Annotated in this window: 18 protein-coding genes; 13 read left to right on the top strand and 5 right to left on the bottom strand. The window is 66.1% G+C overall.

Annotated features, from left to right (window positions below; translation table 11 throughout):
* Positions 1 to 26: 26 nt before the first annotated feature.
* From CCOS191_RS12965 to CCOS191_RS12955, 3 genes are all read right to left on the bottom strand, one after another.
* On the bottom strand, positions 27 to 449 hold the full coding sequence (locus tag CCOS191_RS12965) for a PA0061/PA0062 family lipoprotein (RefSeq protein WP_046855558.1): 423 nt from the start codon (positions 447 to 449) through the stop codon (positions 27 to 29).
* A gap of 176 nt (positions 450 to 625) precedes the next feature.
* Positions 626 to 1,525: a proline iminopeptidase-family hydrolase gene (locus CCOS191_RS12960; protein ID WP_046855557.1), complete on the bottom strand. Its 900-nt coding sequence runs from the start codon at positions 1,523 to 1,525 to the stop codon at positions 626 to 628.
* A gap of 99 nt (positions 1,526 to 1,624) precedes the next feature.
* A complete protein-coding gene (locus CCOS191_RS12955; RefSeq protein ID WP_046855556.1) occupies positions 1,625 to 2,386 on the bottom strand; it encodes a LuxR family transcriptional regulator in 762 nt (253 codons plus the stop codon).
* A gap of 172 nt (positions 2,387 to 2,558) precedes the next feature.
* On the opposite strand from CCOS191_RS12955, the gene CCOS191_RS12950 reads away from it, so the two are divergent.
* Genes CCOS191_RS12950 through CCOS191_RS12925 form a run of 6 tightly spaced genes read left to right on the top strand, consistent with a single transcriptional unit; the run spans position 2,559 to position 8,781 of the window.
* Entirely contained in the window at positions 2,559 to 3,449 is an 891-nt protein-coding gene (locus tag CCOS191_RS12950) for a proline iminopeptidase-family hydrolase (protein WP_023631947.1), read from the top strand.
* A 3-nt stretch (positions 3,450 to 3,452) separates the two neighbouring features.
* A complete protein-coding gene (locus CCOS191_RS12945; RefSeq protein WP_046855555.1) occupies positions 3,453 to 4,400 on the top strand; it encodes an ABC transporter permease in 948 nt (315 codons plus the stop codon).
* Entirely contained in the window at positions 4,397 to 5,251 is an 855-nt protein-coding gene (locus CCOS191_RS12940; RefSeq protein WP_046855554.1) for an ABC transporter permease, read from the top strand. Before CCOS191_RS12945 ends, CCOS191_RS12940 begins: the two co-directional genes overlap by 4 nt.
* Complete coding sequence (locus tag CCOS191_RS12935) at positions 5,248 to 6,234, top strand: ABC transporter ATP-binding protein (protein WP_046855553.1); 987 nt, start codon at positions 5,248 to 5,250, stop codon at positions 6,232 to 6,234. Before CCOS191_RS12940 ends, CCOS191_RS12935 begins: the two co-directional genes overlap by 4 nt.
* Positions 6,231 to 7,205: an ABC transporter ATP-binding protein gene (locus CCOS191_RS12930; RefSeq protein WP_046855552.1), complete on the top strand. Its 975-nt coding sequence runs from the start codon at positions 6,231 to 6,233 to the stop codon at positions 7,203 to 7,205. Before CCOS191_RS12935 ends, CCOS191_RS12930 begins: the two co-directional genes overlap by 4 nt.
* Before the next feature lie 34 nt (positions 7,206 to 7,239).
* Positions 7,240 to 8,781 (top strand): ABC transporter substrate-binding protein, encoded by a 1,542-nt coding sequence (locus tag CCOS191_RS12925; RefSeq protein WP_046855551.1) that lies wholly within the window; start codon positions 7,240 to 7,242, stop codon positions 8,779 to 8,781.
* A gap of 359 nt (positions 8,782 to 9,140) precedes the next feature.
* Here the strand turns inward: CCOS191_RS12925 and CCOS191_RS12920 are convergent, their stop codons facing one another.
* Both CCOS191_RS12920 and CCOS191_RS12915 read right to left on the bottom strand, forming a co-directional pair.
* Positions 9,141 to 11,288 (bottom strand): hypothetical protein, encoded by a 2,148-nt coding sequence (locus CCOS191_RS12920; RefSeq protein WP_046855550.1) that lies wholly within the window; start codon positions 11,286 to 11,288, stop codon positions 9,141 to 9,143.
* On the bottom strand, positions 11,275 to 12,477 hold the full coding sequence (locus tag CCOS191_RS12915) for a DUF3142 domain-containing protein (protein WP_046855549.1): 1,203 nt from the start codon (positions 12,475 to 12,477) through the stop codon (positions 11,275 to 11,277). The genes CCOS191_RS12920 and CCOS191_RS12915 overlap by 14 nt, the downstream gene beginning before the upstream one ends.
* A gap of 553 nt (positions 12,478 to 13,030) precedes the next feature.
* Between CCOS191_RS12915 and CCOS191_RS12910 the strand changes: the two genes are divergently transcribed.
* Genes CCOS191_RS12910 through CCOS191_RS12880 form a run of 7 tightly spaced genes read left to right on the top strand, consistent with a single transcriptional unit; the run spans position 13,031 to position 21,244 of the window.
* Complete coding sequence (locus CCOS191_RS12910) at positions 13,031 to 14,893, top strand: 3-dehydroquinate synthase (protein WP_046855548.1); 1,863 nt, start codon at positions 13,031 to 13,033, stop codon at positions 14,891 to 14,893.
* Positions 14,890 to 15,780: a UbiA family prenyltransferase gene (locus CCOS191_RS12905; protein WP_046855547.1), complete on the top strand. Its 891-nt coding sequence runs from the start codon at positions 14,890 to 14,892 to the stop codon at positions 15,778 to 15,780. Before CCOS191_RS12910 ends, CCOS191_RS12905 begins: the two co-directional genes overlap by 4 nt.
* Entirely contained in the window at positions 15,777 to 16,538 is a 762-nt protein-coding gene (locus tag CCOS191_RS12900) for an EboA domain-containing protein (protein ID WP_046855546.1), read from the top strand. Before CCOS191_RS12905 ends, CCOS191_RS12900 begins: the two co-directional genes overlap by 4 nt.
* A 36-nt stretch (positions 16,539 to 16,574) precedes the next feature.
* On the top strand, positions 16,575 to 17,459 hold the full coding sequence (locus CCOS191_RS12895; protein ID WP_046855545.1) for a TatD family hydrolase: 885 nt from the start codon (positions 16,575 to 16,577) through the stop codon (positions 17,457 to 17,459).
* A complete protein-coding gene (gene eboE / locus CCOS191_RS12890) occupies positions 17,456 to 18,688 on the top strand; it encodes a metabolite traffic protein EboE (RefSeq protein WP_046855544.1) in 1,233 nt (410 codons plus the stop codon). Before CCOS191_RS12895 ends, eboE begins: the two co-directional genes overlap by 4 nt.
* Positions 18,678 to 20,123: an alkaline phosphatase family protein gene (locus CCOS191_RS12885; RefSeq protein WP_046855543.1), complete on the top strand. Its 1,446-nt coding sequence runs from the start codon at positions 18,678 to 18,680 to the stop codon at positions 20,121 to 20,123. The genes eboE and CCOS191_RS12885 overlap by 11 nt, the downstream gene beginning before the upstream one ends.
* Positions 20,102 to 21,244 carry a hypothetical protein gene (locus CCOS191_RS12880; protein WP_046855542.1) on the top strand — a complete coding sequence of 381 codons (1,143 nt, stop codon included), beginning with the start codon at positions 20,102 to 20,104 and terminating at the stop codon, positions 21,242 to 21,244. The genes CCOS191_RS12885 and CCOS191_RS12880 overlap by 22 nt, the downstream gene beginning before the upstream one ends.
* The last annotated feature ends 10 nt before the right edge of the window (positions 21,245 to 21,254 follow it).

Below are 21,254 nucleotides of genomic sequence, written 5' to 3'. Positions count from 1 at the left end.
ACGAACAGTCAATGAACCGGGCTCGGTCACATCAGGCAGTAGAACTCGCTGACCTCTGCCACGATCTCCCGGGCGGCATTGTACAGCCTCGCCTCGGGTGTCAGGGCCATGGAGCGGGCTTCCAGCACATAGCGCTGGCCGGCCTGGAAATGGGCGTAATCGAGGGTGAGGTAGCATTGGCGAACGGTAGTGCCGCCCAGCATGCTCATGCCTCCTCCGCCGTTCGTTTCATAGTCGAATCGCACCACCAGTTGATGGCTACCAGGGCTGACCTGGAAGAAACGGCCTTCGTCCAGGCGTTGCTTGTCCAGGCGTTCGGCCAGCAGGACGCGGTCATTGGGGAATGGCAGCGACAGGTCGACCCAGGCCATCTGCGGGTTGGCGGCTGGCAGTGGGGTTTGGCAGCCTGGGATGACGGTGATCAGTAACAGCAGTAGCAGCCGGCGCATGGCGAGGTTCCTTGGGGAACTGGGTTAAGGATAGCGCTGGGGCGTTGGGTTGTTAATCACCGCGTGGGAACGCGCTGGTGCTCATAACTTGGGAGGAGATAAAACTCAGGCCCGCCGGGTTGAACCCGGACAGGCCTGAGGAAGGGAAACTGTCGGCCAGCTGGCGGCCGTTGAAGCTACAGACTCTCGTCGAGGAACTTGACCACGGTGCCCATGCACGCCACGCGTTCTTCCACATGCGGCATGTGGCTGGAGTTTTCGAACAACGCCCAACGGATACCGGGGATCAGGTCCAGGTACGGCTTGACCACCAGCGGCGTCGCCTCGTCATAGCGCCCGGAGATCAGCAGGCTCGGCACGTTGATTCGCGGCAGGCGGTCGACGATGGTCCAGTCCTTGGTGCTGCCGATGATGTGAAATTCGTTGGGCCCGGTCATCGCGTGGTACACGGTCGGGTCGGCCTCCACCTGGGCGAAGGTCCGTGCCACCTCTTCCGGCCAGGGCTTGAGCCGGCACACATGGCGGTCGTAGAACACCTGGGTGGCGGCGATGTAGTCGGCCGCGGTGTAGTCGCCCACGGCTTCGTGGCGCAGCAGGGTTTCCTGGACGTCCTCGGGCAGTTCCTCGCGCAGGCGGTTGGCCTCGCGCACCCAGGTGCGCATGTCGGCCGGCGAATTGGCGATCACCAAGCAGCGCAGGCCCCTGGGCTGGCGCACCGCGTGTTCGCTGGCGAGCATGCCGCCCCAGGACTGGCCCAGCAGTGCGTAGCGCTCGCTGATGCCCAGGTGCTCGAGCAGGTTGTCGAGCTCATCCAGGAACAGCTTCACCGTCCAGAACGATGGCGGCATCTGCGGCAGGTGGGTGGAACGGCCGTTGCCCAGCTGGTCGTAGTGGATGACCGGGTAGCCACCGGCGGCGACATCTTTATAGGCATCGACATAGTCGTAGGTGCAGCCCGGGCCGCCGTGCAGGATGACCAGGGGGGTGCGGCCACAGGCCAGGTCGCCGGTGACGCGGTACCAAGTCTGGTATTCGCCAAAGGGGGCAAAACCTTCACGCGATGAGGTGAGTTCCATTTCATCCGGCTCCATGTGAATCATGGAACACACGATAACCCTATGCGCAACGCGGCATAACTAGAGAGTTCGCTAGGTTTTCGGTTTTTTTTGCCCCTTTCACGGGTCGAGCAGGCGGTAATGCACCGCCCGGGCGACCGCCTGGACGCGGTTCTTGGCCCCGAGCTTGTGCATGGCCGAGGTCAGGTGCAGGGAAATCGTCGCCAGCGAGCGGTTGAGCTTGTCGGCGATCTCCCCCGCCGTCAGGCCCTCGGCGGCCCAGCGCAGGCACTCGGCCTCGCGACGGGTCAGGCGGATGGCGCGGGTGGCCGACTCCTTGGCCAGCAATGGGTGGGCGGCCTCCTGCAAGGCATGGGCGATCAGGCTGAAATCGGCAAGGTGTTCCCAGGCGTCGTCCAGGTCGCGCTGGCTGGCCTGGGGGCGCAGGCCGGTCAGGGTCGCCAGGCCGCCGCGCGGCAGGTGAATGGGCACGGTTACCCCGCAGGTCAGCTGCGCATCGTGCAAGTAGCCGACCACCGGGGCATGGCGTCTGTCGATCAAGCGCTGCAGGACGGTCTCGCCCTTGGGCAGGTACGACCAGACAAAGGGGGCGATGGAGGACACGGCCACCTGTTGCACCGGGTCGATCTGGTAGAAGCCCTCGGAGCACCACAGGTCCTGCCAGTCCTTCGGGGTCTGGCGCAGCCTGACCACGGACGGGGTGATCAGCTCGCCGGTGTGGTCCAGCGGTACCGGACTGTAGTCATACACCAGGGCGTCGAAGCCCAGTTGCGCCGCCAGGTCGGCGACGCTGTCCATCTGTTCGTCCAGGCTGTTGCCTGACGCCAGACGCGAATTGAGTTCAGCCACCTTGGCCTGCATACCTGACACTCCCTGTGATTCCTTTTGGATTTCCATCTCGAAGTCCGGCACGTAGAATGCCACGGCTTGGCGCGGGACTGCCATACAAAACCTATAGGAAACACTAGCTTGTAGGCGACGAATTCTCCTGCGCTAGTTATAGCCCCAAGCCATGGCCAACAGGAGAGTAGCGATGTGGCGTGAGATGCAACCTGACCAGCGGTTCGATGTAGAGGTCGATGGCCACAACGTCGTGGTGTACAGCTTTGGCGAAGGTGACGAGGTGCTGCTGTGCCTCAATGGCGGGCCGGGGCTGCCCTGCGACTACCTGCGCGACGCCCATGCCTGGCTCAAGGACAAGGGTATCCGCGTAGTCGCCTTCGACCAGCTGGGCACCGGCGCCTCCGACCGCCCGGATGACGACAGCCTGTGGAACATCACCCGCTACGTGGCCGAGGTCGAACGCGTGCGCCAGGCCCTGGACCTGGGCCGCGTGCACATGCTGGGGCATTCCTGGGGTGGCTGGCTCGCAATCGAGTACGCCATCCATCACCCGCAGTCGCTGAAAAGTCTGATTCTCGAGAACACTGTCGGTGACATTCCGCACCTGATCACCGAGCTTGAGCGCCTGCGCGGCGCGCTGGGCAGCGAGACCGTGGCGATGATGCAGCGCCACGAGGCCCTGGGCACCCTCGACCATCCCCAGTACCAGGCGGCCATCACCCTGCTCAACTACCGCCACGTCTGCCGCCTCGAGCAGTGGCCGGCGCCGATCCAGCGCTCGCTGGGTGACTGGAACATGGGCCCGTACAGCACCATGCAGGGCCCCAACGAGTTCCTTTATATCGGCAACCTCAAGGACTGGAACCGCCTCGAGCAGATGGGCGAGTTCCGCATGCCGGTGCTGATCACCACCGGCCAGCACGACGAGCTGACCCCCGCCTGCGCCATGCGCATGAACCTGGCCCTGCACGGCCGCGCCGAGCTGCACGTGTTCCCCAACAGCAGCCACATGCCGTTCTACGAAGAGCCCCAGGCCTATTTCCCGGTGTTGCTGGACTTCCTGCAGCGCAACCGGGGTTGATCGATGAGCCTGGCACGTTACCGGTTCGTCCTGATCCGCCCGTTGCAACTGCTGCCGGTACTGCTGGGCATCAGCATCATCACCTTCGTGCTGGTGCGCTCGATCCCCGGCGACCCGGCGCGGGTGCTGCTGGGCGCGCGCAGCACGCCGGATGCGATCGCGAAGATTCGCGCCCAGTTCGGCCTCGACGAGCCGATCTGGGTGCAGTACCTGTACTTCCTGAAGAACCTGCTCAACGGCGACCTGGGCAAGTCGCTGCTGTACAAGGTCGATGCCCTGCCGCTGATTGCCGGGCGCATCGAGCCGACCGTGTTGCTGGTGCTGGGCAGCGTGCTGCTGGCGTTGCTGATCGCCGTGCCGCTGGCCACCCTCGCCGCCCGGCACAAGGGCGGCTGGGCCGACAACCTGATCCGCCTGTTCACCACCGCCGGGCTCGGCCTGCCGGCCTTCTGGCTGGGGCTGATGCTGATCCTGCTGTTCAGCGTGCACTGGGGGCTGTTCCCGGTGTCCGGCTATGGCCGCACCTGGCCAGACAAACTGCACCACCTGGTGCTGCCGTGCCTGACCATCGCCCTGGCGGTCTCGGCGGTGCTGGTGCGCAACCTGCGCGCAAGCATTCTCCTTGAGCTGCAGGCCGACCACGTCACCGCCGCCCGCGCCCGTGGTTTGGGCGAAGCCGCGATTCTGCGCCGGCACGTCCTGCCCAACGCCATGTTGCCCACCATCAACCTGCTGGCGGTCAACATCGGCTGGCTGATCAGTGGCACCGTGGTGATCGAAAGCCTGTTCTCGCTGCCCGGCGTCGGCCAGTTGCTGGTGCGCGGCATCTTCACCCGCGACTACATGGTGGTCCAGGGCGTGGCCATGGTGCTGGCCTGCGCCACGGTGGCGGTGAACTTCATCGCCGACGTGGTGACCACCGCCCTCGACCCGCGGGTGACCATCCAATGAGCCAGAGCCCCGCACTGGCGCTGCGCTGGCGCCTGGCCTGGCACCTGGGCAATGGCCGCCTGACGCTGTACTGCGGCCTGGCGATCGTCCTCGGCTGGTGCCTGCTGGCCTTGTTCGCGCCATGGATAGCCCCGTTCGACCCGTTGGCGCAGAACGCCGACCTACGCCTGGCCGCGCCGAGCCTTGGTCACCCGTTCGGTACCGACAATTTTGGCCGCGACATCCTTTCACGGGTGATCTGGGGCGCGCGCATCGACCTGCAGATGGCGCTGATCGGGGTGATCTTCCCGTTCCTGCTCGGCACCTGCATCGGCGCGGTTTCCGGCTATGTCGGCGGGTTGCTGGACAACCTCTGCATGCGCCTGGTCGATATCGTCCTGGCCTTCCCGTTCCTGGTGCTGATGCTGGCGATCATGGCCATCCTCGGCCCGGGCCTGGGCAGCTTCTACATCGCCATGGCCCTGGTCGGCTGGGTGTCCTATGCGCGGTTGATCCGCTCGCAGATCCTGGTGCTCAAGCAAGGCGATTTCGCCTTGGCGGCCCGTAGCCTGGGGTTCAGCCACCGACGCGTGCTGTTCGGCCACCTGCTGCCCAACGCCCTGTTCGGCTCGGTGGTGTTCTGCATGTCGGATGCCGTGCTGGTGCTGCTCAACGGCGCGGCCGTCAGCTACCTGGGCCTTGGCGTGCAACCGCCCACCCCGGAGTGGGGCACCATGGTGGCCGAGGGGCAGAGTTTCATCACCAGCGCCTGGTGGATCTGCACCTTCCCGGGCCTGGCCGTGGTGACCCTGGCCATGGGCTTCAGCCTGCTGGCCGACGGCGTCGCCGAGCTGCTGGGAGACCGCACATGAGCCCTGCCCTGCTCCAAGTCCGCGAACTGAGCGTCATCGCCCGCGCCGGCCAACGTGATATCACCCTCGTCGATCGCCTGTCGTTCGACCTCGGCCAGGGCGAGATCCTCGGCCTGGTGGGCGAAAGCGGCTCGGGCAAGACCCTGGCCTGTCGCGGCCTGATGCGCCTACTGCCGTCGCCCAACCTGCGCCTCGAAGGCCAGGCCGTGCGCCTGGCCGGCAACGACCTGCTGCGCCTGGACGAGGCCGGCATGCGCCGTATGCGCGGTCGCGAGCTGGGCATGATCTTCCAGAACCCCAGCAGCCACCTCGACCCGCTGATGCGCATCGGCGCGCAGATCGCCGAGGGCATCCGCCTGCACCAGGGCGCCTCACGGCGCGAAGCGCGGGCCGAGGCCATCGAGGTGCTGCGCCAGGTCGGCATCCCCGATCCGAAAACCCGCGTCGACAACTATCCCCACGAGTTCTCCGGCGGCATGCGGCAACGGGCGATGATCGCCGTGGCCCTGGGCTGCAACCCCAAGGTGCTGATCGCCGACGAGCCGACCACGGCGCTGGACGTCACCGTGCAGGCGCAGATCCTGCGCCTGCTGCTGGAGCTGCGCGACCGCCGCGGCCTATCGATGATCCTGATCAGCCACGACCTCGGCGTGGTCGCGCAGACCTGCGACAGCATCGCCGTGATGTACGCCGGGCGCCTGTGTGAACACGGCGCCAAGCAGGCCCTGCTGAGCCAGCCGCGCCACCCCTACAGCGCCGGCCTGCTGGCCTGTCACCCCGCGGCGCGGCGCCACGCGGGGCTGATGAACACCATTGCCGGGCAACCGCCGCTGCTCGACGCCCTGCCCGCAGGGTGCCGCTTCGAACCGCGCTGCCCGCAGGCCACGCCTGACTGCCGGGCACAATTGCCGGAACTGCGGGTGATCGGCCCCGGCCATCGCCTGGCCTGCCATACCCCGCTGCTGGCCGGAGGCCTGTCATGACCACGCTGTTGCAGGTCAACGACCTGCATGTGCAGTTCCCCGCCCCGGGCGGCGGCCTGCTGAACCTTCGCCCGCGCAAGGTCAACGCCGTCAACGGCGCTTCGCTGAGCCTCGCCGCCGGCCAGGCCCTGGGCCTGGTGGGCGAGTCGGGTTGCGGCAAGAGCACCCTGGCCCGGGCCATCCTGCAACTGACCCCGGCCAGCAGCGGCCAGGTGCTGTTCGACGGCAGCGACATGCGCCAGGGCAACCGCCTGGATATCGAGCGCCTGCGCCGCGAGACCGCGATGATCTTCCAGGACCCGTACAGCGCGCTCAATCCACGCCAGCGCATCGGCCAGATCCTCGCCGAGGTGCTGCGGGTGCAGCGCAAGGTGCCCGCCGCGCAGATCCCCGCCTGGGTCACCGAACTGCTCGGCCTGGTCGGCCTGCGCGCGGAACTCGCCGAGCGCAAGCCCGGTTCGCTCAGTGGCGGCCAGTGCCAGCGGGTCGGCATCGCCCGGGCGCTGGCCGTCGAGCCCAGGCTGATCGTCGCCGACGAGTGCGTTGCCGCCCTCGATGTGTCGATCCAGGGGCAGATCATCAACCTGCTGCTGGAACTGCGCCAACGCATGGGCCTGGCCCTGCTGTTCATCACCCACGACCTGGGCGTGGTACGCCACCTGTGCGACCGGGTGGCGGTGATGTACCTGGGGCGCATCGTCGAGGAAGGCCCGGTGACCGAGGTCTTCGACGACCCGCGCCATCCCTACACCGCCGCGCTGGTGCAGTCCATCGCCGACATCGACCCGGCCCGGCGCCTGCCACAGCACCCGCTGGCCGGCGAGCCGCCGAGCCCGCTGCAGCCACCGTCCGGCTGCGCCTTTCACCCTCGTTGCCGCCACGCGTTGCCCCAGTGCGGCGCAGATATTCCCCCCAGCCACGCAGAAGGTGGCCGCTACCACGCCTGCGTCCACCCGCGCCTGCCGTGCTGACCCACCCCACATGACCATCAAACGGAGCTTGAGCATGAAACCCACCGCAATGAAGTTACTCACCGCCGCCGTGTTGGCCGCCAGCACCCTGGCCGGCGGCATGGCCCAGGCCGCCGGCGTGCTGACCATCGGCTGCCGCGAGGAGAGCACCACCTTCGACCCGATCAAGAGCGCGCAGAACCGCGACAGCTGGGTCTTCGCCAACGTCTACGACGTGCTGGTGCGCGTCGACAACAGCGGCACCAAGCTGCTGCCGGGCCTGGCCGAAAGCTGGAAGGTTTCCGACGACGGCCTGACCTACACCTTCAAGGTCCGCGCAGCCAAGTTCTCCGACGGCTCGCCGCTGACTGCCAGCGATGCGGCGTTCTCCCTGCTGCGCATCCGCGACAACCCCGGCTCGCTGTGGTCCGACTCCTACAAGATCATCGACAAGGCCGAAGCGCCGGATGACCGCACCCTGGTGGTGACCCTGAAGAACAAGTCCGTGCCGTTCCTCGCGCAGCTGGCCACCGCCAACGTGTCGATCCTGTCGAAAAAGGCCATGGACGCCATCGGCGAAGAGGCCTACGCCCAGGAGCCGGTGACCTCCGGCGCGTTCAAGGTCAAGGAGTGGCTGCGCGGCGACCGCGTGATCCTGGAGAAGAACCCCTACTTCTGGGAAGCCGACAAGGTCAGCCTGGACGGCGTGGAGTGGATCTCCATCCCGGACGACAACACGCGCATGCTCAAGGTCCAGGCCGGCGAGCTGGACTCGGCGATCTTCGTGCCGTTCTCCCGCGTCGACGCGCTGCAGAAAGACAAGAGCCTGACCATCCACATCGACCCGTCGACCCGCGAGGACCACCTGCTCATCAACCATGAGAAAGGCCTGCTGGGCAAGGTCGAGGTTCGCGAGGCCATCGACCTGGCGATCGACAAGAAGGCGCTGGTGGAAACCGTGACCTTCGGCCATGGCGAGGCGGCTTACTCGTACATTCCCAAGGGCGCGCTGTACCACAATGCCAACAACCCGCAACGCCCGTTCGACCCGGCCAAGGCCCGCGAACTGCTGAAGAAGGCCGGTGCCGAGGGGCTCAAGGTCAACTACGTGGTCAACGCCGGCAACGAGGCCGACGAGCAGATCGCCGTGCTGGTACAGAAGCAACTGGCCGATGTCGGCATCACCGCCAACCTGCAGAAGGTCGACCCGACCCAGAGCTGGCAGATGCTGGTCGATGGCGACTACGACCTGTCGGTGATGTACTGGACCAATGACGTGCTCGACCCGGACCAGAAGACCACCTTCGTGCTTGGCCACGACACCAACCAGAACTACATGACCCGCTACCACAACGACAAGGTCAAGGACCTGGTGGCCGCGGCCCGGGTGGAAACCGACCCGGTCAAGCGCGGGCAGATGTACCAGGACCTGCAGAAGCTGGCCAAGCAGGACGTGCACTGGATCGACCTCTACTACAGCCCGTACATCAACATCTCGCGCAGCAATATCCAGAACTTCCTGCAGAACCCGTTGGGCCGTTTCACGCTTGAGGAGACCGTGAAGCTCGAGGCCGGTCAGAAGACCGCGCAGAACTGAAACCAGTGAGGCGGCTCCTGGCCGCCTTCTTGACTGTGTTGTGGCAGACAGGTGCCTGGCGGTAGCCTCGTAGCGCGTTTGCGACCGAGCGCCGCCCGCGCGGCGCATCGCGGATGAATCCGCTCCTACATTTGTTGCAACGTGGCCATGCCTGATAGGCCATGGTTGTTAGCCTTGTGCGCTCGACGCGATTTTTCGGCGGGCAAGGCTGGCAACCATGGCCTGACAGGTTCGGTACGTTGCAACAAATGTAGGAGCGGATTCATCCGCGATGCGCCGCGCGGGCGGCGCTCGGTCTGATAGGCGCTGCAACTCTCTCGTCATGCACCTCGAGAAGCCAACGCCGCCCCCTTTCTGTTTCACACCTTGGCCTTGCGCCGCCGCAGCCACACCCAGGCAACCCCCGCCAATACCACCAACCCTACCGGTAGCGCCTGCGCCTTGTACGGCCGCAATGCCGCCCGCGCGGCAGCCAGCTTCTCTGTCACGTAGCGTTTGTTGGCCTGGTCGAACCGGGGCGCTTCGCACTGGTTGCCGAAATCCTCTGCCCACTGCACGAACGGCCCCTGCTGGACGTAGCGCTTGTACAGCGCGCTTTCCTGCTCGGTGCCCGGCACCCAGCCCGCCGCCGTGCACAGCACCGCGGCGAAGGCCTGGCTGCTGCGCGGCAACTGGTCCGCGGCCTGGTTGGCCAGGTCGGCGGCGACATAGCGGTAGTGGTAGCGCTGGTCGGGCTTGGCCTCGGTCGCCAACTGGCGCTGCACCTCGCCGGCACCGATGAACGGCCCGGGCTGCAGGGTGGCGCTGCCCAGGCTGAAGCTGCCGCCCAGCCAGGCATAGTCCGGCGCCATTTCGTAGCCGAGGATCTCCATGCCGGCGCCGCGTGCCAAGGTGGCCGCGGCAAACAGCGCCTCGGCACGGCCCGTGGGCGTCCAGCGCGAGACGGCCTCCTGGCGGTGCTGGCCGTAGGCCTTGGCATCAGCCTGCAACTGCGCCGTGGCGAAGTAGCCGGGCGCCTCGTCGTAACGGCCCTCGCGCAGCAGGCGCCGGCCCAGCAGCTCGCGCAGCTGCGTCGCCACCGGTCGCGGTACATAGCCGCCCTCTTCCACCTTGGGTGCCGGTGGCGCCGGCACATGGGCGTCGACATAGCCCTTGAGCTCGTCCAGGGTCAGCACGCGGTCGGCCACGTTGGCCGTATCCTGCCAGTAGATCTCCTGGCTGCGGTACAGCAAGTCGAAGGCCTGCAGGTAGTCGCCGCGCTCCAGCGCCAGGATCGCGCCCTCGCCTTCGACCCGGCAGCCGGGCTTGACGCTTTCGTAGTCCCAATCGGGTGTCTGTCTCGAGCCCCACGACTCTTCGCGGGGGAACGCGGCGGCGGCCTTGGCATAGGCAGCCGCAGCCTGGACCTTGTCGCCATCGCGCAAGGCCAGCTTGGCGCGCAGCCACCAGGCAAGGCCGGTATCGCCAGCCTGCTGCAGATAGCTCCTGGTCGCGGCATAGTTGCCTTGCTGGTAGGTCAACGCAGCCAAGCGGTCGGCGTCTTCCAGCTGGTCGCCGACACTGGCCTGCAGCAACCCGGGCAGGCGCCGGGCCTGGGTTGGCGGCTGGCCGTCGTAGTCCCAACCGACATGGCTGAGCAGATAAGCGGTGAGCAGTTTGCGTGGCATCGGTTGCGCCAACTGCGTCTTCAGCTGTTCATCCGGCAGGCTCACCAGTTCGTTGGCAATCTGCCTGAGCGAGCTGTAGCCGCTGCCCGAGCCCAGGCGGCTCTGGCTGGCATACAAGCGGATGGCGCTGTTCCAGTCGCCGGCGAGCTTGGCCAGGCGGGCCTCCTCGCCAAGGCTGGCAACTCCCAGTTCCAATGGGTCGCTGAAGCCTTCGGCGCTGAGCGCGCGCGCTTGCTGGAAAGCCTCGCGCGCCTGGGCTTGCAGGGCCTGCGGGGTCTGTTGCGGGTCATCACTGGCCTCGAAGCTCCGGGCCATCAAGGCCCGCCCCAGCGAGTAGGCCGCCCAGGTGCTGCGCAGCTTGCGTTGTTCAGCTGGCAGGGCTAGCACCTTGGCGAAATAATCCACGGCCAGGGCGTGCTCGCCTGTGTCGAAAGCCACCGCGCCGGCAATGTACAGGCGCAGTTCATCCGGCAGTTCAGCGCCCTGCTCCAGCACTTGTTGCGGATCCGCCAGGGCACGCAGTTGCGCGACCTTCTCGCGCAGCGATTGCGGTAGCTCGCTTGCCTCGATACGGCTGCGCTGCTCACGGTAAGGTCGGTCGTTGTCGTCACTGTCCCAGTAAGGCGTCAGGGTCGCATCGGTGGCGGGCTTGAGGCCTGCAATCTGCTCGCCGAGGCGATTCACCTCGAAACCGAAATTGCCTTCCGGCAACTCGGCCAGGGTGTGCGCTCGGTCGCCGAGCAACTGCATCGGGAAGTCCGGGCCACAGGCCAGCGCCGGAACGGCCGGCACACTCAGGGACAGGTACAGCAGGTGCCGGGGCCAGTTACGGGTAGACATTCCATGCTCCTTGATCGATTCCATGGCAGCGCGCCCAGCCGAGGACGCGCCGGCCGCCAGCGGCGAGACGCGCGCTGGACTGGCGGTTGAAGATGAGGTGTTGCGGGGATTGCTGCAAGCGGTAGCCGTTGAGCCCGTCGGCGGCGTCACAGGAGGCGACGTTCAGCTCCACCCGCGCAGGTATCGGCAGGTCGAGATTACCGACGTTGACCAGCGTGATGTCGCGCAGCCCCGCCTGGCCAGACAGTTCCACCCGCCAGTGGCTGGCGAGCGCATCGCCTCGCGCCACCGCCTTCAGCGTGGTCAGGCTCCAGGCGCGGCGGTCGCCGGGCAACGGCAGGCGGAACCAGATCAACCCGGCCAGGTGCGCAGGTGGCTGGCTGCGCAATTGCCTGCCCAGGTCCGCCAGTTGTTGTGGATCGGCCAGCAGTTCGCGGCGTTCGCCACCACGGTTCAACGGTGTTTCGCTTTCCACAACGGGCGCGCCACCGCTATCAGGCAGCAACGCGACGCCATAGGCGGGCAAAGCCAGGTAGAACGGCTTGTCGCCGACGCGACTCCAGCGTTCGGCCCATTGCCTGGCCTGCGCCGGATCGAACAGGCCGCGACGCGGGTCGCTCACTGCGTGTACCTGCAACACACTGCTGTCCACCGCCTGCAACAGCGCCGGCAGGTGCGGGCTATCGAGCCAGGCGGGCAACGCGGTGATGCTCAGCTTCAGCTCCGGCGGCAGCTGTGCGCGCAGTTTCAGGAGAAATTCGCCATAGCCCGCAAGGCGGGCGCTGCCACTGTCATGGTCGATCTCCAGCCCCTCCAGGGCCACACCCGCGGCCTGCCAGTCCGCCAGCAGGCGCGCCATCTGTGGGCCTGCCTCCTGCAGGTCCAGCGTCGGCAACTGGCCGTCCAGGCGCACCACGGCGATCACCGGCCGGCCATCGGCCTTGAGCCGTGGCAGGTCGACCAGCGCCCTGCTCCACCCGGCCTTGGGTTGCGCTTGCAAGGCCAGCACGCGCAAGGTCGAAAAGTCGGCGCGGCTGTCCGCCAGGGCCTGCTCGTGGGCGGGTTGCCATTGGCGTTGCCAGATATAGAGCTGCTGGTCGAGCGGCGGTGCGGGCTCAGGCCGGCAGCCGGCGAGCGCTCCGAGCACGACACAGAAGAACAGGTGACGCAGGGACGGGGTGGCGGGCATGCAATCCTTTGTCTGGCGCGTTGGGCTGCCGGTGGCGAGGTGGCGATATTACCTCAACTCAGCCTCGAGGCGGCGTCCTGCCAGCTGTGGAGTACAGATGTTCTCCCTGGGCGTATAGGCCAGGATTACCGTTGGTGAGTAAAGCGCCTTCACTCAGCACGCGTCATTTTAAATAGCTGCGTACTAGTTAGAAGACTATCTAACTTTGACTTCAACTACGAACTTGCAAGCCGAAGGATAATGACCAGATTAATTGATTATCATTCGCCAGCCAAACCATACAAACATCAAGATTAATTATTTGTGTATAGTCACGATTAATAATTCGCAAGCATTCTAATGCACGCATAAAAATCAAGTGTTTCATCTAACCCTTCGCCCCACATTCACTTGCAAAAGCGAAGCGCCCGACTAGGTTTGTGTTTGTCTACGCCAACATCATAAATACAACTCCCCCGCCATTAAGTTCAGAGGAGCCCATATCCTCGCGCCCATGGGGCGTGACGCTCGATTGCTGAAACGGAAATCAGTCAAATAACAAGAGGGACGCTTGATGAAGCGCAGCCGCGGGTATCGTGCGCTCTCGCAAAGAGGGCCGGGCAAACATTTCTGGTTGTCAGTACTGTGCTTCTCAGGCCTGGTGATCGCCAGCTTTGTATTATTCGAACAACAGATCCAGAGCTTCCTCTCCCACCTCGAACAGTTCCTGCCTTCGACCCCCGCCCAGATGCTGACACTGGCGTTGCTGCTGATCGGCTTGCTGGCGCTGGACGTGGTACTACCCGTGCCGTCGAGCATGGTCGCGCTGCTTGCGGTGGCGACGCTTGGCAGCGTTGGCGGCTACCTGGTGATCTTCATCGGCCTGTGCCTGGGTGCCGGGCTGGGGTATGCGCTGGGGGCCGGGTATTTTCGCCTGCTGTCCAGCCGCCTGGGCCTGCACCAGCGCCAGCCGGGGCAACTGGCGTATCGGCTGGGCACGCTGTCGTTGATCTGCCTGCGTGGCGTGCCGGTGCTGGCGGAAACCTCGGTGGTGGCGGCCGGCATGCAGCGCTATCCGTTGCGCGCCTTCATCCTGGTCACCACCTTGGCCAATGCCGGGCTGGCACTGGCCTACAGCGCCATCGGCACCTTCCTGGTCGCGCAGAACGCGCTGCTGGTGACCCTGCTCGCCGGCATGGTCCTGCCCGCGCTGTTCATCGCCGGGTACAGCCTGTTCAAGGCCTTGCGCAAGGGTGAACCACTGCGCGGGCGTTTCACGGTCAGTTACGACTACCCCGTGGTGTTCACCGAGCACCTGTTCGATCCGCTCAACACCTGCCTGCACCGCCAGCTCACCGCACAGCAGCGTGGCCGGGTAACGGTGCTGGTCTTCGCCGACGAACAGCTGCTGCGCTGCGCACCGCACCTGGCGGGCCAGATCGACGCCTACTTTGCCGCCCATGACGCGGACCTGAACCTGAAAGCCGCGCCCATCGCCATGCCGGCCGGTGAGCTGAGCAAGGACGCACAGGTCCTGCAACAGCTGTACAGCGACATGCTGAGCCATGGGCTGGACCGTCATTGCTTCGTCCTGGCCCTGGGCGGCGGCGCCGTGCTGGACGCGGTGGGCTACGCCTGCGCCACCTTTCACCGGGGCATGCGCCTGATCCGCATCCCCAGCACGGTACTGGCACAAAACGACGCCGGCATCGGCGTGAAGAACGGTATCAACGCCTTCAGCCAGAAGAACCTGCTCGGCGCCTTCTACCCCGCCAGCGCAGTGATCAATGACTTCCAACTGCTCACCACGCTTGCCCACCGCGACCGCATCGCCGGCCTGGCCGAGGCCGTCAAGGTGGCGCTGATCAAGGACCGCGCCTTCTTCGAATGGATGGAGCGGGAGGCCGACGCCCTCGCCCACTTCGATCATCCGGCCAGTCGCTACGCCATCCGCCGTTGCGCCGAGCTGCACCTGGGGCACATCACCGGCGCTGGCGACCCCTTCGAACGCGGCAACGGGCGCCCCCTGGACTACGGCCACTGGGCGGCGCACAAGCTGGAAAACCTCAGCCAGCACCGCCTGCGCCATGGTGAAGCGGTGGCGGTGGGCATGGCCCTCGACGGGCTCTATGCCAATGCCCTGGGTCTGTTGAGCGATGCCGACAGCGAGCGCGTCATCAGCCTGTTGCTCAGGCTTGGCTTCAACCTGTGCCCACCGGAGCTGGACCTGAAAGATGCGCATGGTCGTTCGCGGGTGTTGCTCGGGCTGGAGGAGTTTCGCCAGCACCTGGGCGGGCAGCTGTCCATCCCCATGCTCAGCTGCATCGGCACATCGGTCGACCTGCACGAGATCGATGACGCACTGATGGAACAGGCGCTGCTGCGGCTGGTCAGCCAGCGCGCGCCCCTCACCCTGGGCGAGGGCTGCGCGCAATGAACCCGATCGCGCCGGACCTGAAAACCTGGATGACCGTTGGCCGGGTCTCCAACCTGCCCACGGTGTGGACCAACACCCTCGCCGCCGCCCTGTTGGCCAGCAGCGCCGGCGCCCTGGCGCCACCCTCGTCGCTGGTGTGGCTCCTGCTGCTGGCCATGCTGTCGCTGCTGTACCTGGCCGGCATGCTGCTGAACGACCTGCTGGACGCCGATTGGGACCAACAGCACAGCAACGCCCGCCCCATCACCCTCGGGCTGGTCAGCCGACGGCAGGTGCGCCTGGCCAGCTACGGGTTGCTGCTGCTGGCCGCGACCGCGGCGCTCGGCCTGAGCCGCCTGGTCGAACAGCCGCACTGGCTGCTGGGCAGCGTCACCCTGCTGGTGGGCTGCATTCTCGGCTACAACCTGCTGCACAAGACCCACGTCCACAGCGTCTGGTTGATGGGCGCGTGCCGCTCGGCGCTGTACCTCACCGCGGCGGCCAGCCTGGCGGTACCGGCGCAGCCCATCTGGCTGTGCGCGATCCTGCTGGGCGTGTACATCAGCGGCCTGACCTACCTGGCACGCCAGGAGCACCTCAACCAGTTGCTCAGCCGCCTGCCCCTGCTGCTGATGCTCAGCCCGCTGGCCCTGGCGGCTTACGCCGAGACCCTGTGGTTCTGGCCGGTGTTGCTGCTGTGGCTGGGCTGGTTGGGCTGGCACTACTGGCTGCACCTCGCCGATCCGCGGCGCCGGCAAGTACGCGCCTTCATCGGCGCGGGGCTGGCGGCCCTGCCGCTGTTCGATGCCCTGGTGCTGGCGGTGGCCGACCAGCCACTGGGCAGCCTGTTGTGCGTCCTGGTGTTCTTCCTGCTTCCACACCTCCAACGCTGGATCAAACCGACATGAACAGTCATATCGCTTCGTCGCCAACGGCGGCGCTGGACATGCGCCACGACTGCCTGGCCGAACGGCAGCAGGCCTTGGTCGCGCAACTCGATCAGGCCGAATTGCAGTGGTGGCACCAGGCGCAGGAACGCCTCGGGCAGTCGCCGGACGCCAACACTGCCGCCCTGCTGAGCAGCCAGTGCAAGCGCCGGATCGGCGACCGGGCCATGCCCGACGATGAGGGCTGGAGCCAGTTGCAACTGGCTCGCGCGCTGCTGCTGGCGCAGGTCCTCGACCAGCAACCCGAGGCCGGGCAGCTGCCTTTGCTGCGCCAGTTGTTCCACTGGGGCGACGACCAGGAAAAGGTCGCCCTGCTCAAGGCCCTGGATTGGCTCGACAGCCGTGGGGCGTGTTTGGAGCTGGCCTTGCAGGCCGGGCGCACCAGCAACAGCCAGGTGTTCGCCGCCCTCGCCCTCGACACCCTCTACCCGTCCCGCCATTACCCGGAGCGGGCGTTCCACCAACTGGTGCTCAAAGCGCTCGGCATGGGGCTGGACGTGAGCCGCCTGCACGGCCTGAGCGAGCGCCAGGGCGTCACCCTCAACCAACTGGCCCTCGATCTGCTGGATGAGCAACTGGCTGCCGCGCGCCCGGTCTCCGGCGGTCTGTACCTGGCGATTGCCTTCAACCTGCTCAGCCCGGCGCAGCACCAGCGGCTGCTCGGCCTCTGCCGCCAGCAATGCCTGCCCCGCGGCTGGCATGAGCACCTGGCCACCTGATACCCGACGATGCCTTCTCCCTGACGAGGATTCACCATGCCCAAGTACTTCGACCCGCATATCCATATGGTCAGCCGCACCACCGACGACTACCAGAACATGGCTGCCGCCGGCATCACCGGGGTGATCGAACCCGCGTTCTGGCAGGGCCAGGCCAGGACCAGCCTCGGCAGCTTCGTCGACTACTTCGACACCCTGCTGGGTTGGGAGCGCTTTCGCGCCAGCATGTTCGGCATCCATCACTTCTGCACCATCGGCCTCAACCCCAAGGAGGCCAACGACCTGTCGATCGCCTATGAGGTACTCGAGGTCCTGCCGCGCTACCTGGTCAAGGACGGGGTGGTGGCGGTGGGTGAAATCGGCTACGACGACATCACCCCCGAAGAAGACCGCTTTCTCGCCGCGCAGCTTGAGCTTGCCAAGCAATTCAACCTGCCGGTGCTGGTGCACACGCCACACCGCGACAAGATCGGCGGTACCAAGCGCACCCTGGCGGTGATCCGCGAAGTCGGCATCGCCGAGCACCTGGTGATCATCGACCACCTCAACGAACTGACCCTGCCGCTGGTGCTCGACAGCGATTGCTGGCGCGGCCATTCCATCTACCCCAACACCAAGATGTCCGAGCAACGCATGGTTGCGCTGCTGCAGCAGTACGGCACGGAAAAAATGGTGGTCAACAGCGCCGCCGACTGGGGCATCAGTGACCCGCTCAAGGTGCCAAAGACCGGCCAGGCGATGGTGGCCGCAGGTTTCAGCGAGGCCCAGGTCGAACAGGTGCTGTTCCACAACCCGGTGGATTTCTTTGCCCAGAGTGGCCAGCTGGACAAGGCCTTGGTCAGCACCCCGCTGCCCATCGACCAGCGTCGCCAGTGGCAGGAAAACTCGGCCCTGCGCGGCCAGGATCCGGTGGTCAAATGAGTGCTGGCCGGGGTTGGAGCGCCTCACAGCTCGGCTATTGCGGCAACGTGCACCCGGCACCTGACCTGGCCGCGCTGCGCGCCTCCATCGAGCAACATTTCCAGGGCGTGCGCAGACTGCGCGGGCTCGACGTGCAAGACAGCGGGCTGTGGATCAGCGCCCGCGCCGCTTCCGAGTTGCGCCAGGCGCCGGCACGGCAGGCGTTTCTCGACCTGCTGCAACGCAGCGGGCTGCGCCTGACCTCGCTCAACGGCTTTCCCTACGGGCAGTTCCATGAGGGCGCGGTGAAGGCTGCCGTCTACCTGCCCAGCTGGGCCGAGCCGCAACGGCTGGCGTACAGCCTGGAGCTGGCGCGGCTGCTGGCCGAGGCCCTGCCGCCGGAGTGCCGGCAAGGGGTGATTTCCAGCGTGCCGCTGGGCTATGCCGCCCACTGGAGCCCGGCGCTGCAGCAGCGTGCCGAGGAACAGCTGCGCCAGCTCACCTCGGCGCTGGCCCGGCTGCACCAGGAAACCGGCAAGAAGATCATGATATGCCTGGAAATGGAGCCGGACTGCGTGCTGCAGACCACCGACCAGGCCATCGCCTTCTTCCACCACTGGCAGGCCAGCGACCCTAACCATGAGTACCTGGCACTGTGCTTCGACGTCTGCCACCAGGCGGTGATGTTCGAAGACTGCCGGCAGTCCCTGGAAAGGCTGCGCCAGGCCGCGGTGCCCATCGGCAAGATCCAGCTGTCCAATGCGATGATCTGTCGCCTGCCGGCCCAGGACATTCGCCGTTGCGCCCAGGTACTCGAGGTGCTGGGCGGCTTTGCCGAAGCCACCTATCTGCACCAGGTGCAGGCGCGCGACAGCCAAGGCCACCTGTGCGCCTGGGCGGACCTGCCGGCTGCGCTCGCCGCCTGCCTGGCGGAGCCCGGGCGCTACCGGGAGTTGCGGGTTCACTTCCACATCCCGCTGTTCAGCGAACACCTGCTGCTGCCCGAACTCGGCGCCAGCCAGGCCGCCCTGGCGCAGACCTTCGATTTTCTCGCCGCGCACGAGGACATCCGTCCCGTGCTGGAAGTGGAAACCTACAGCTGGGGCGTTCTGCCTGCGCAACTGCGACCCACCACCGCCCCTGCCCAGCAACAGGGCATCAGCGACGAGTTGCGTTGGGTCGAGGAGCAGTTGCGCCAGCGTCGCCTGTTGCAATCCCACACACAGGAGGTGTGTGCCGATGCCCTCTGAACAGCCCCGCCAACCGCTGCTGCTGATCAACGTGGTCGGGCTGACGCCTGCGCTGCTGGGCACGGCAACGCCGCACATCAACCGGCTGTTGCAAAAGGCCAGGATGGCCAGCCTGCAACCGGTGTTCCCTGCCGTCACCTCCACGGTGCAGGCCTCGATCCTCACCGGCCTGCCACCGGCCGGGCACGGCATCGTCGGCAATGGCTGGTACTTTCGCGACCAGGCCGAAGTGCGTTTCTGGCTGCAACCCAACGCCCTGATCCAGGGCGAGAAGGTCTGGCAGACGCTCAAGCGCGAGCTGCCGGGCTTTCGCTGCAGCCAGTTGTTCTGGTGGTACAACATGTACGCCGACGTCGATGCCGCCATCACCCCGCGTCCGCACTATCCGGCCGATGGCCGCAAGCTGTTCGGCCTGTACTCGTCCCCGGCAAACCTGCATGCGCGGATCGAAGAGCAGATCGGCGCGTTTCCGTTCCCGGCGTTCTGGGGGCCGGCTGCCGGCATCGCCTCCAGCCGCTGGATCGTCGATTGCGCCATGGCCGAGTTCCAGCTCGATCACCCGGACCTGCAGCTGGTCTACCTGCCACACCTCGACTACTGCCTGCAGCGCCTGGGCCCAGGGCACCCGTCGATCGTCGACGAAGTGCGGGCCATCGACGCCGAGGTCGGCCGCCTGCTGGGCTTCGCCAAGACGCAAGGCGCGGCCGTGATGCTGCTGTCGGAGTACGGCATCGAGGCAGTCAGTCAATCGGTGTCCATCAATCGCCTGCTGCGCGCCGAAGGTCTGCTGCAGGTGCGCCAGTCACTGACCTGGGAACTGCTCGACCCCGGCGCCAGCGCTGCCTTCGCCGTCGTCGACCACCAGATTGCCCATGTCTACGTCCGCCAGGCCCGCGACATCCCTCGGGTCAAAGCCCTGTTGCAAGGCCAGCCCGGCATCGAGCGGGTGCTGGACAGGACCGAGCAGCAAGCCTGGCAGCTGGACCACGCGCGCAGTGGCGAACTGGTCGCCGTGGCCGCCGCCGAGCACTGGTTCGACTATCGCTACTGGCTCGATGATCGCAAGGCACCGGACTTCGCCCGCACCGTGGACATCCACCGCAAGCCCGGCTACGACCCGCTGGAGCTGTTCATCGACCCCGCCATCCGCTTCCCCAGGCTGAAAGTGGCGCGGCGCCTGCTGCAGAAGAAGCTCGGCTTTCGCTACTACATGGACCTGATCCCGCTCGACACCTCGATGGTGCGTGGCAGCCACGGCCGTCTGCCCGCCAGCGCGCAGACCGGGCCACTGCTCATTACCGATTGTGATCTGCCGTTGCCGGGCAGCCTGCCGGCGACAGCGGTGAAGCAACTGCTCCTGCAGCATTTCCTGGGGCACTCATACACCGACCTGGCCAAAGCCAAGGAGCTTACATGCGGCGAGCCATCTCAATAACCGTCCTCAGCGCACTGGCCGGACTGGCCCAGGCCGAGGGCACCACCCCCTTCGATTGCAACCAGTTCATGCAGTTTGGCGGCAACGTCGACCAGGCCCGGCAGACCTTCGCCCAAGGGCCGGAAAGCATGAGCTGGAACTGGTTCGTCTGCCTGAACCAGCCGGTCGAGTCGAACAGCCCCAACCGGGTATGGGAAACCCTCAAGCCTTCGGACCAGGTCTACCTGAGCAATGGCGCCGCGCCGCTGCCCTGGGGCCAGAGCGAGCCGGTGCCGGCCGCGGTGCTGCAGGCCGCCCAGGCCCAGGGCCTGAACCCCGGCCGCACGTTCCACAACCTCAACGCCGTGCAGCAGGTGGACGGCCTGATCCTGGAAATGGGCGGCGCGGTACCCACCGCGCAACAGGGGCAACCCGTGCGTTTCCAGCTATTGATGGGCGAGGACACCTTCGACTACATCGTGCAAAAGCAGGTGTACAACGTGAACGGCCAGGCCGCCTTGACCAGCAACCTGGCCTTTCCCTCCACCGCCTGGGAGCTCAAGGCCGCCTGGCTGTGGATCGGCAATAACCCGGATTATCAGCAGCAACTGCAAGGCGATGGCTACTACATCGCCCAGGCCTACCACCAGCAGGACAACGGCCAGTACCAGGTCGGCTACGCCGCGCTCAGTGGCCTGCACGTGGTCAACAAGCTGAACCCGCAATGGGTCTGGACCACCTTCGAGAATCGCAACAACGGCAAGTACACCGTGACCAACGCGATTCCCCCGACCCCGATGAGCAACAGCACCGGGCCGACCCCGGCGGCGCAGACCGCCAACACCACCTTCCAGGCCATGTACCCGGCGCTGGCGCAGTACGAGCTGATCGGCACCCAGTCCGAGACCAATCCGAAGCTGCTGGCCAACTCCCAGCTCGAGTCGGCCTTCCAGAGCCAGTCCTCGTGCTTCGCCTGCCATGGCACGGCGGCCTACTCCAAGACCAAGGGCTATTTCAATTTCGCCCAGAAGCAGCAAGGCGGGATTGTCTATCCGACTGCCGAAGTGCCGGCGTCCGAGTTCGCCGGGTACAACAAACTGGACTTTGTCTGGTCGCTGAAACGCGCCCAGTGGCAACGCTAAGGAGCATGAC

Origin of the sequence: Pseudomonas sp. CCOS 191, from assembly GCF_001007005.1 — a bacterium.
GTDB classification, from domain to species: domain Bacteria; phylum Pseudomonadota; class Gammaproteobacteria; order Pseudomonadales; family Pseudomonadaceae; genus Aquipseudomonas; species Aquipseudomonas soli.
Note: the sequence above shows the minus strand (reverse complement) of the source record. Positions and strands in the feature narration are given on the sequence as shown.

Coding starts and splice junctions, on each gene's coding strand:
- CCOS191_RS12965 (WP_046855558.1), bottom strand. CDS start 449: ATGCGCCGGCTGCTACTGCTGTTACTGATCACCGTCATCCCAGGCTGC.
- CCOS191_RS12960 (WP_046855557.1), bottom strand. CDS start 1,525: ATGGAACTCACCTCATCGCGTGAAGGTTTTGCCCCCTTTGGCGAATAC.
- CCOS191_RS12955 (WP_046855556.1), bottom strand. CDS start 2,386: ATGCAGGCCAAGGTGGCTGAACTCAATTCGCGTCTGGCGTCAGGCAAC.
- CCOS191_RS12950 (WP_023631947.1), top strand. CDS start 2,559: ATGTGGCGTGAGATGCAACCTGACCAGCGGTTCGATGTAGAGGTCGAT.
- CCOS191_RS12945 (WP_046855555.1), top strand. CDS start 3,453: ATGAGCCTGGCACGTTACCGGTTCGTCCTGATCCGCCCGTTGCAACTG.
- CCOS191_RS12940 (WP_046855554.1), top strand. CDS start 4,397: ATGAGCCAGAGCCCCGCACTGGCGCTGCGCTGGCGCCTGGCCTGGCAC.
- CCOS191_RS12935 (WP_046855553.1), top strand. CDS start 5,248: ATGAGCCCTGCCCTGCTCCAAGTCCGCGAACTGAGCGTCATCGCCCGC.
- CCOS191_RS12930 (WP_046855552.1), top strand. CDS start 6,231: ATGACCACGCTGTTGCAGGTCAACGACCTGCATGTGCAGTTCCCCGCC.
- CCOS191_RS12925 (WP_046855551.1), top strand. CDS start 7,240: ATGAAACCCACCGCAATGAAGTTACTCACCGCCGCCGTGTTGGCCGCC.
- CCOS191_RS12920 (WP_046855550.1), bottom strand. CDS start 11,288: ATGTCTACCCGTAACTGGCCCCGGCACCTGCTGTACCTGTCCCTGAGT.
- CCOS191_RS12915 (WP_046855549.1), bottom strand. CDS start 12,477: ATGCCCGCCACCCCGTCCCTGCGTCACCTGTTCTTCTGTGTCGTGCTC.
- CCOS191_RS12910 (WP_046855548.1), top strand. CDS start 13,031: ATGAAGCGCAGCCGCGGGTATCGTGCGCTCTCGCAAAGAGGGCCGGGC.
- CCOS191_RS12905 (WP_046855547.1), top strand. CDS start 14,890: ATGAACCCGATCGCGCCGGACCTGAAAACCTGGATGACCGTTGGCCGG.
- CCOS191_RS12900 (WP_046855546.1), top strand. CDS start 15,777: ATGAACAGTCATATCGCTTCGTCGCCAACGGCGGCGCTGGACATGCGC.
- CCOS191_RS12895 (WP_046855545.1), top strand. CDS start 16,575: ATGCCCAAGTACTTCGACCCGCATATCCATATGGTCAGCCGCACCACC.
- eboE (WP_046855544.1), top strand. CDS start 17,456: ATGAGTGCTGGCCGGGGTTGGAGCGCCTCACAGCTCGGCTATTGCGGC.
- CCOS191_RS12885 (WP_046855543.1), top strand. CDS start 18,678: ATGCCCTCTGAACAGCCCCGCCAACCGCTGCTGCTGATCAACGTGGTC.
- CCOS191_RS12880 (WP_046855542.1), top strand. CDS start 20,102: ATGCGGCGAGCCATCTCAATAACCGTCCTCAGCGCACTGGCCGGACTG.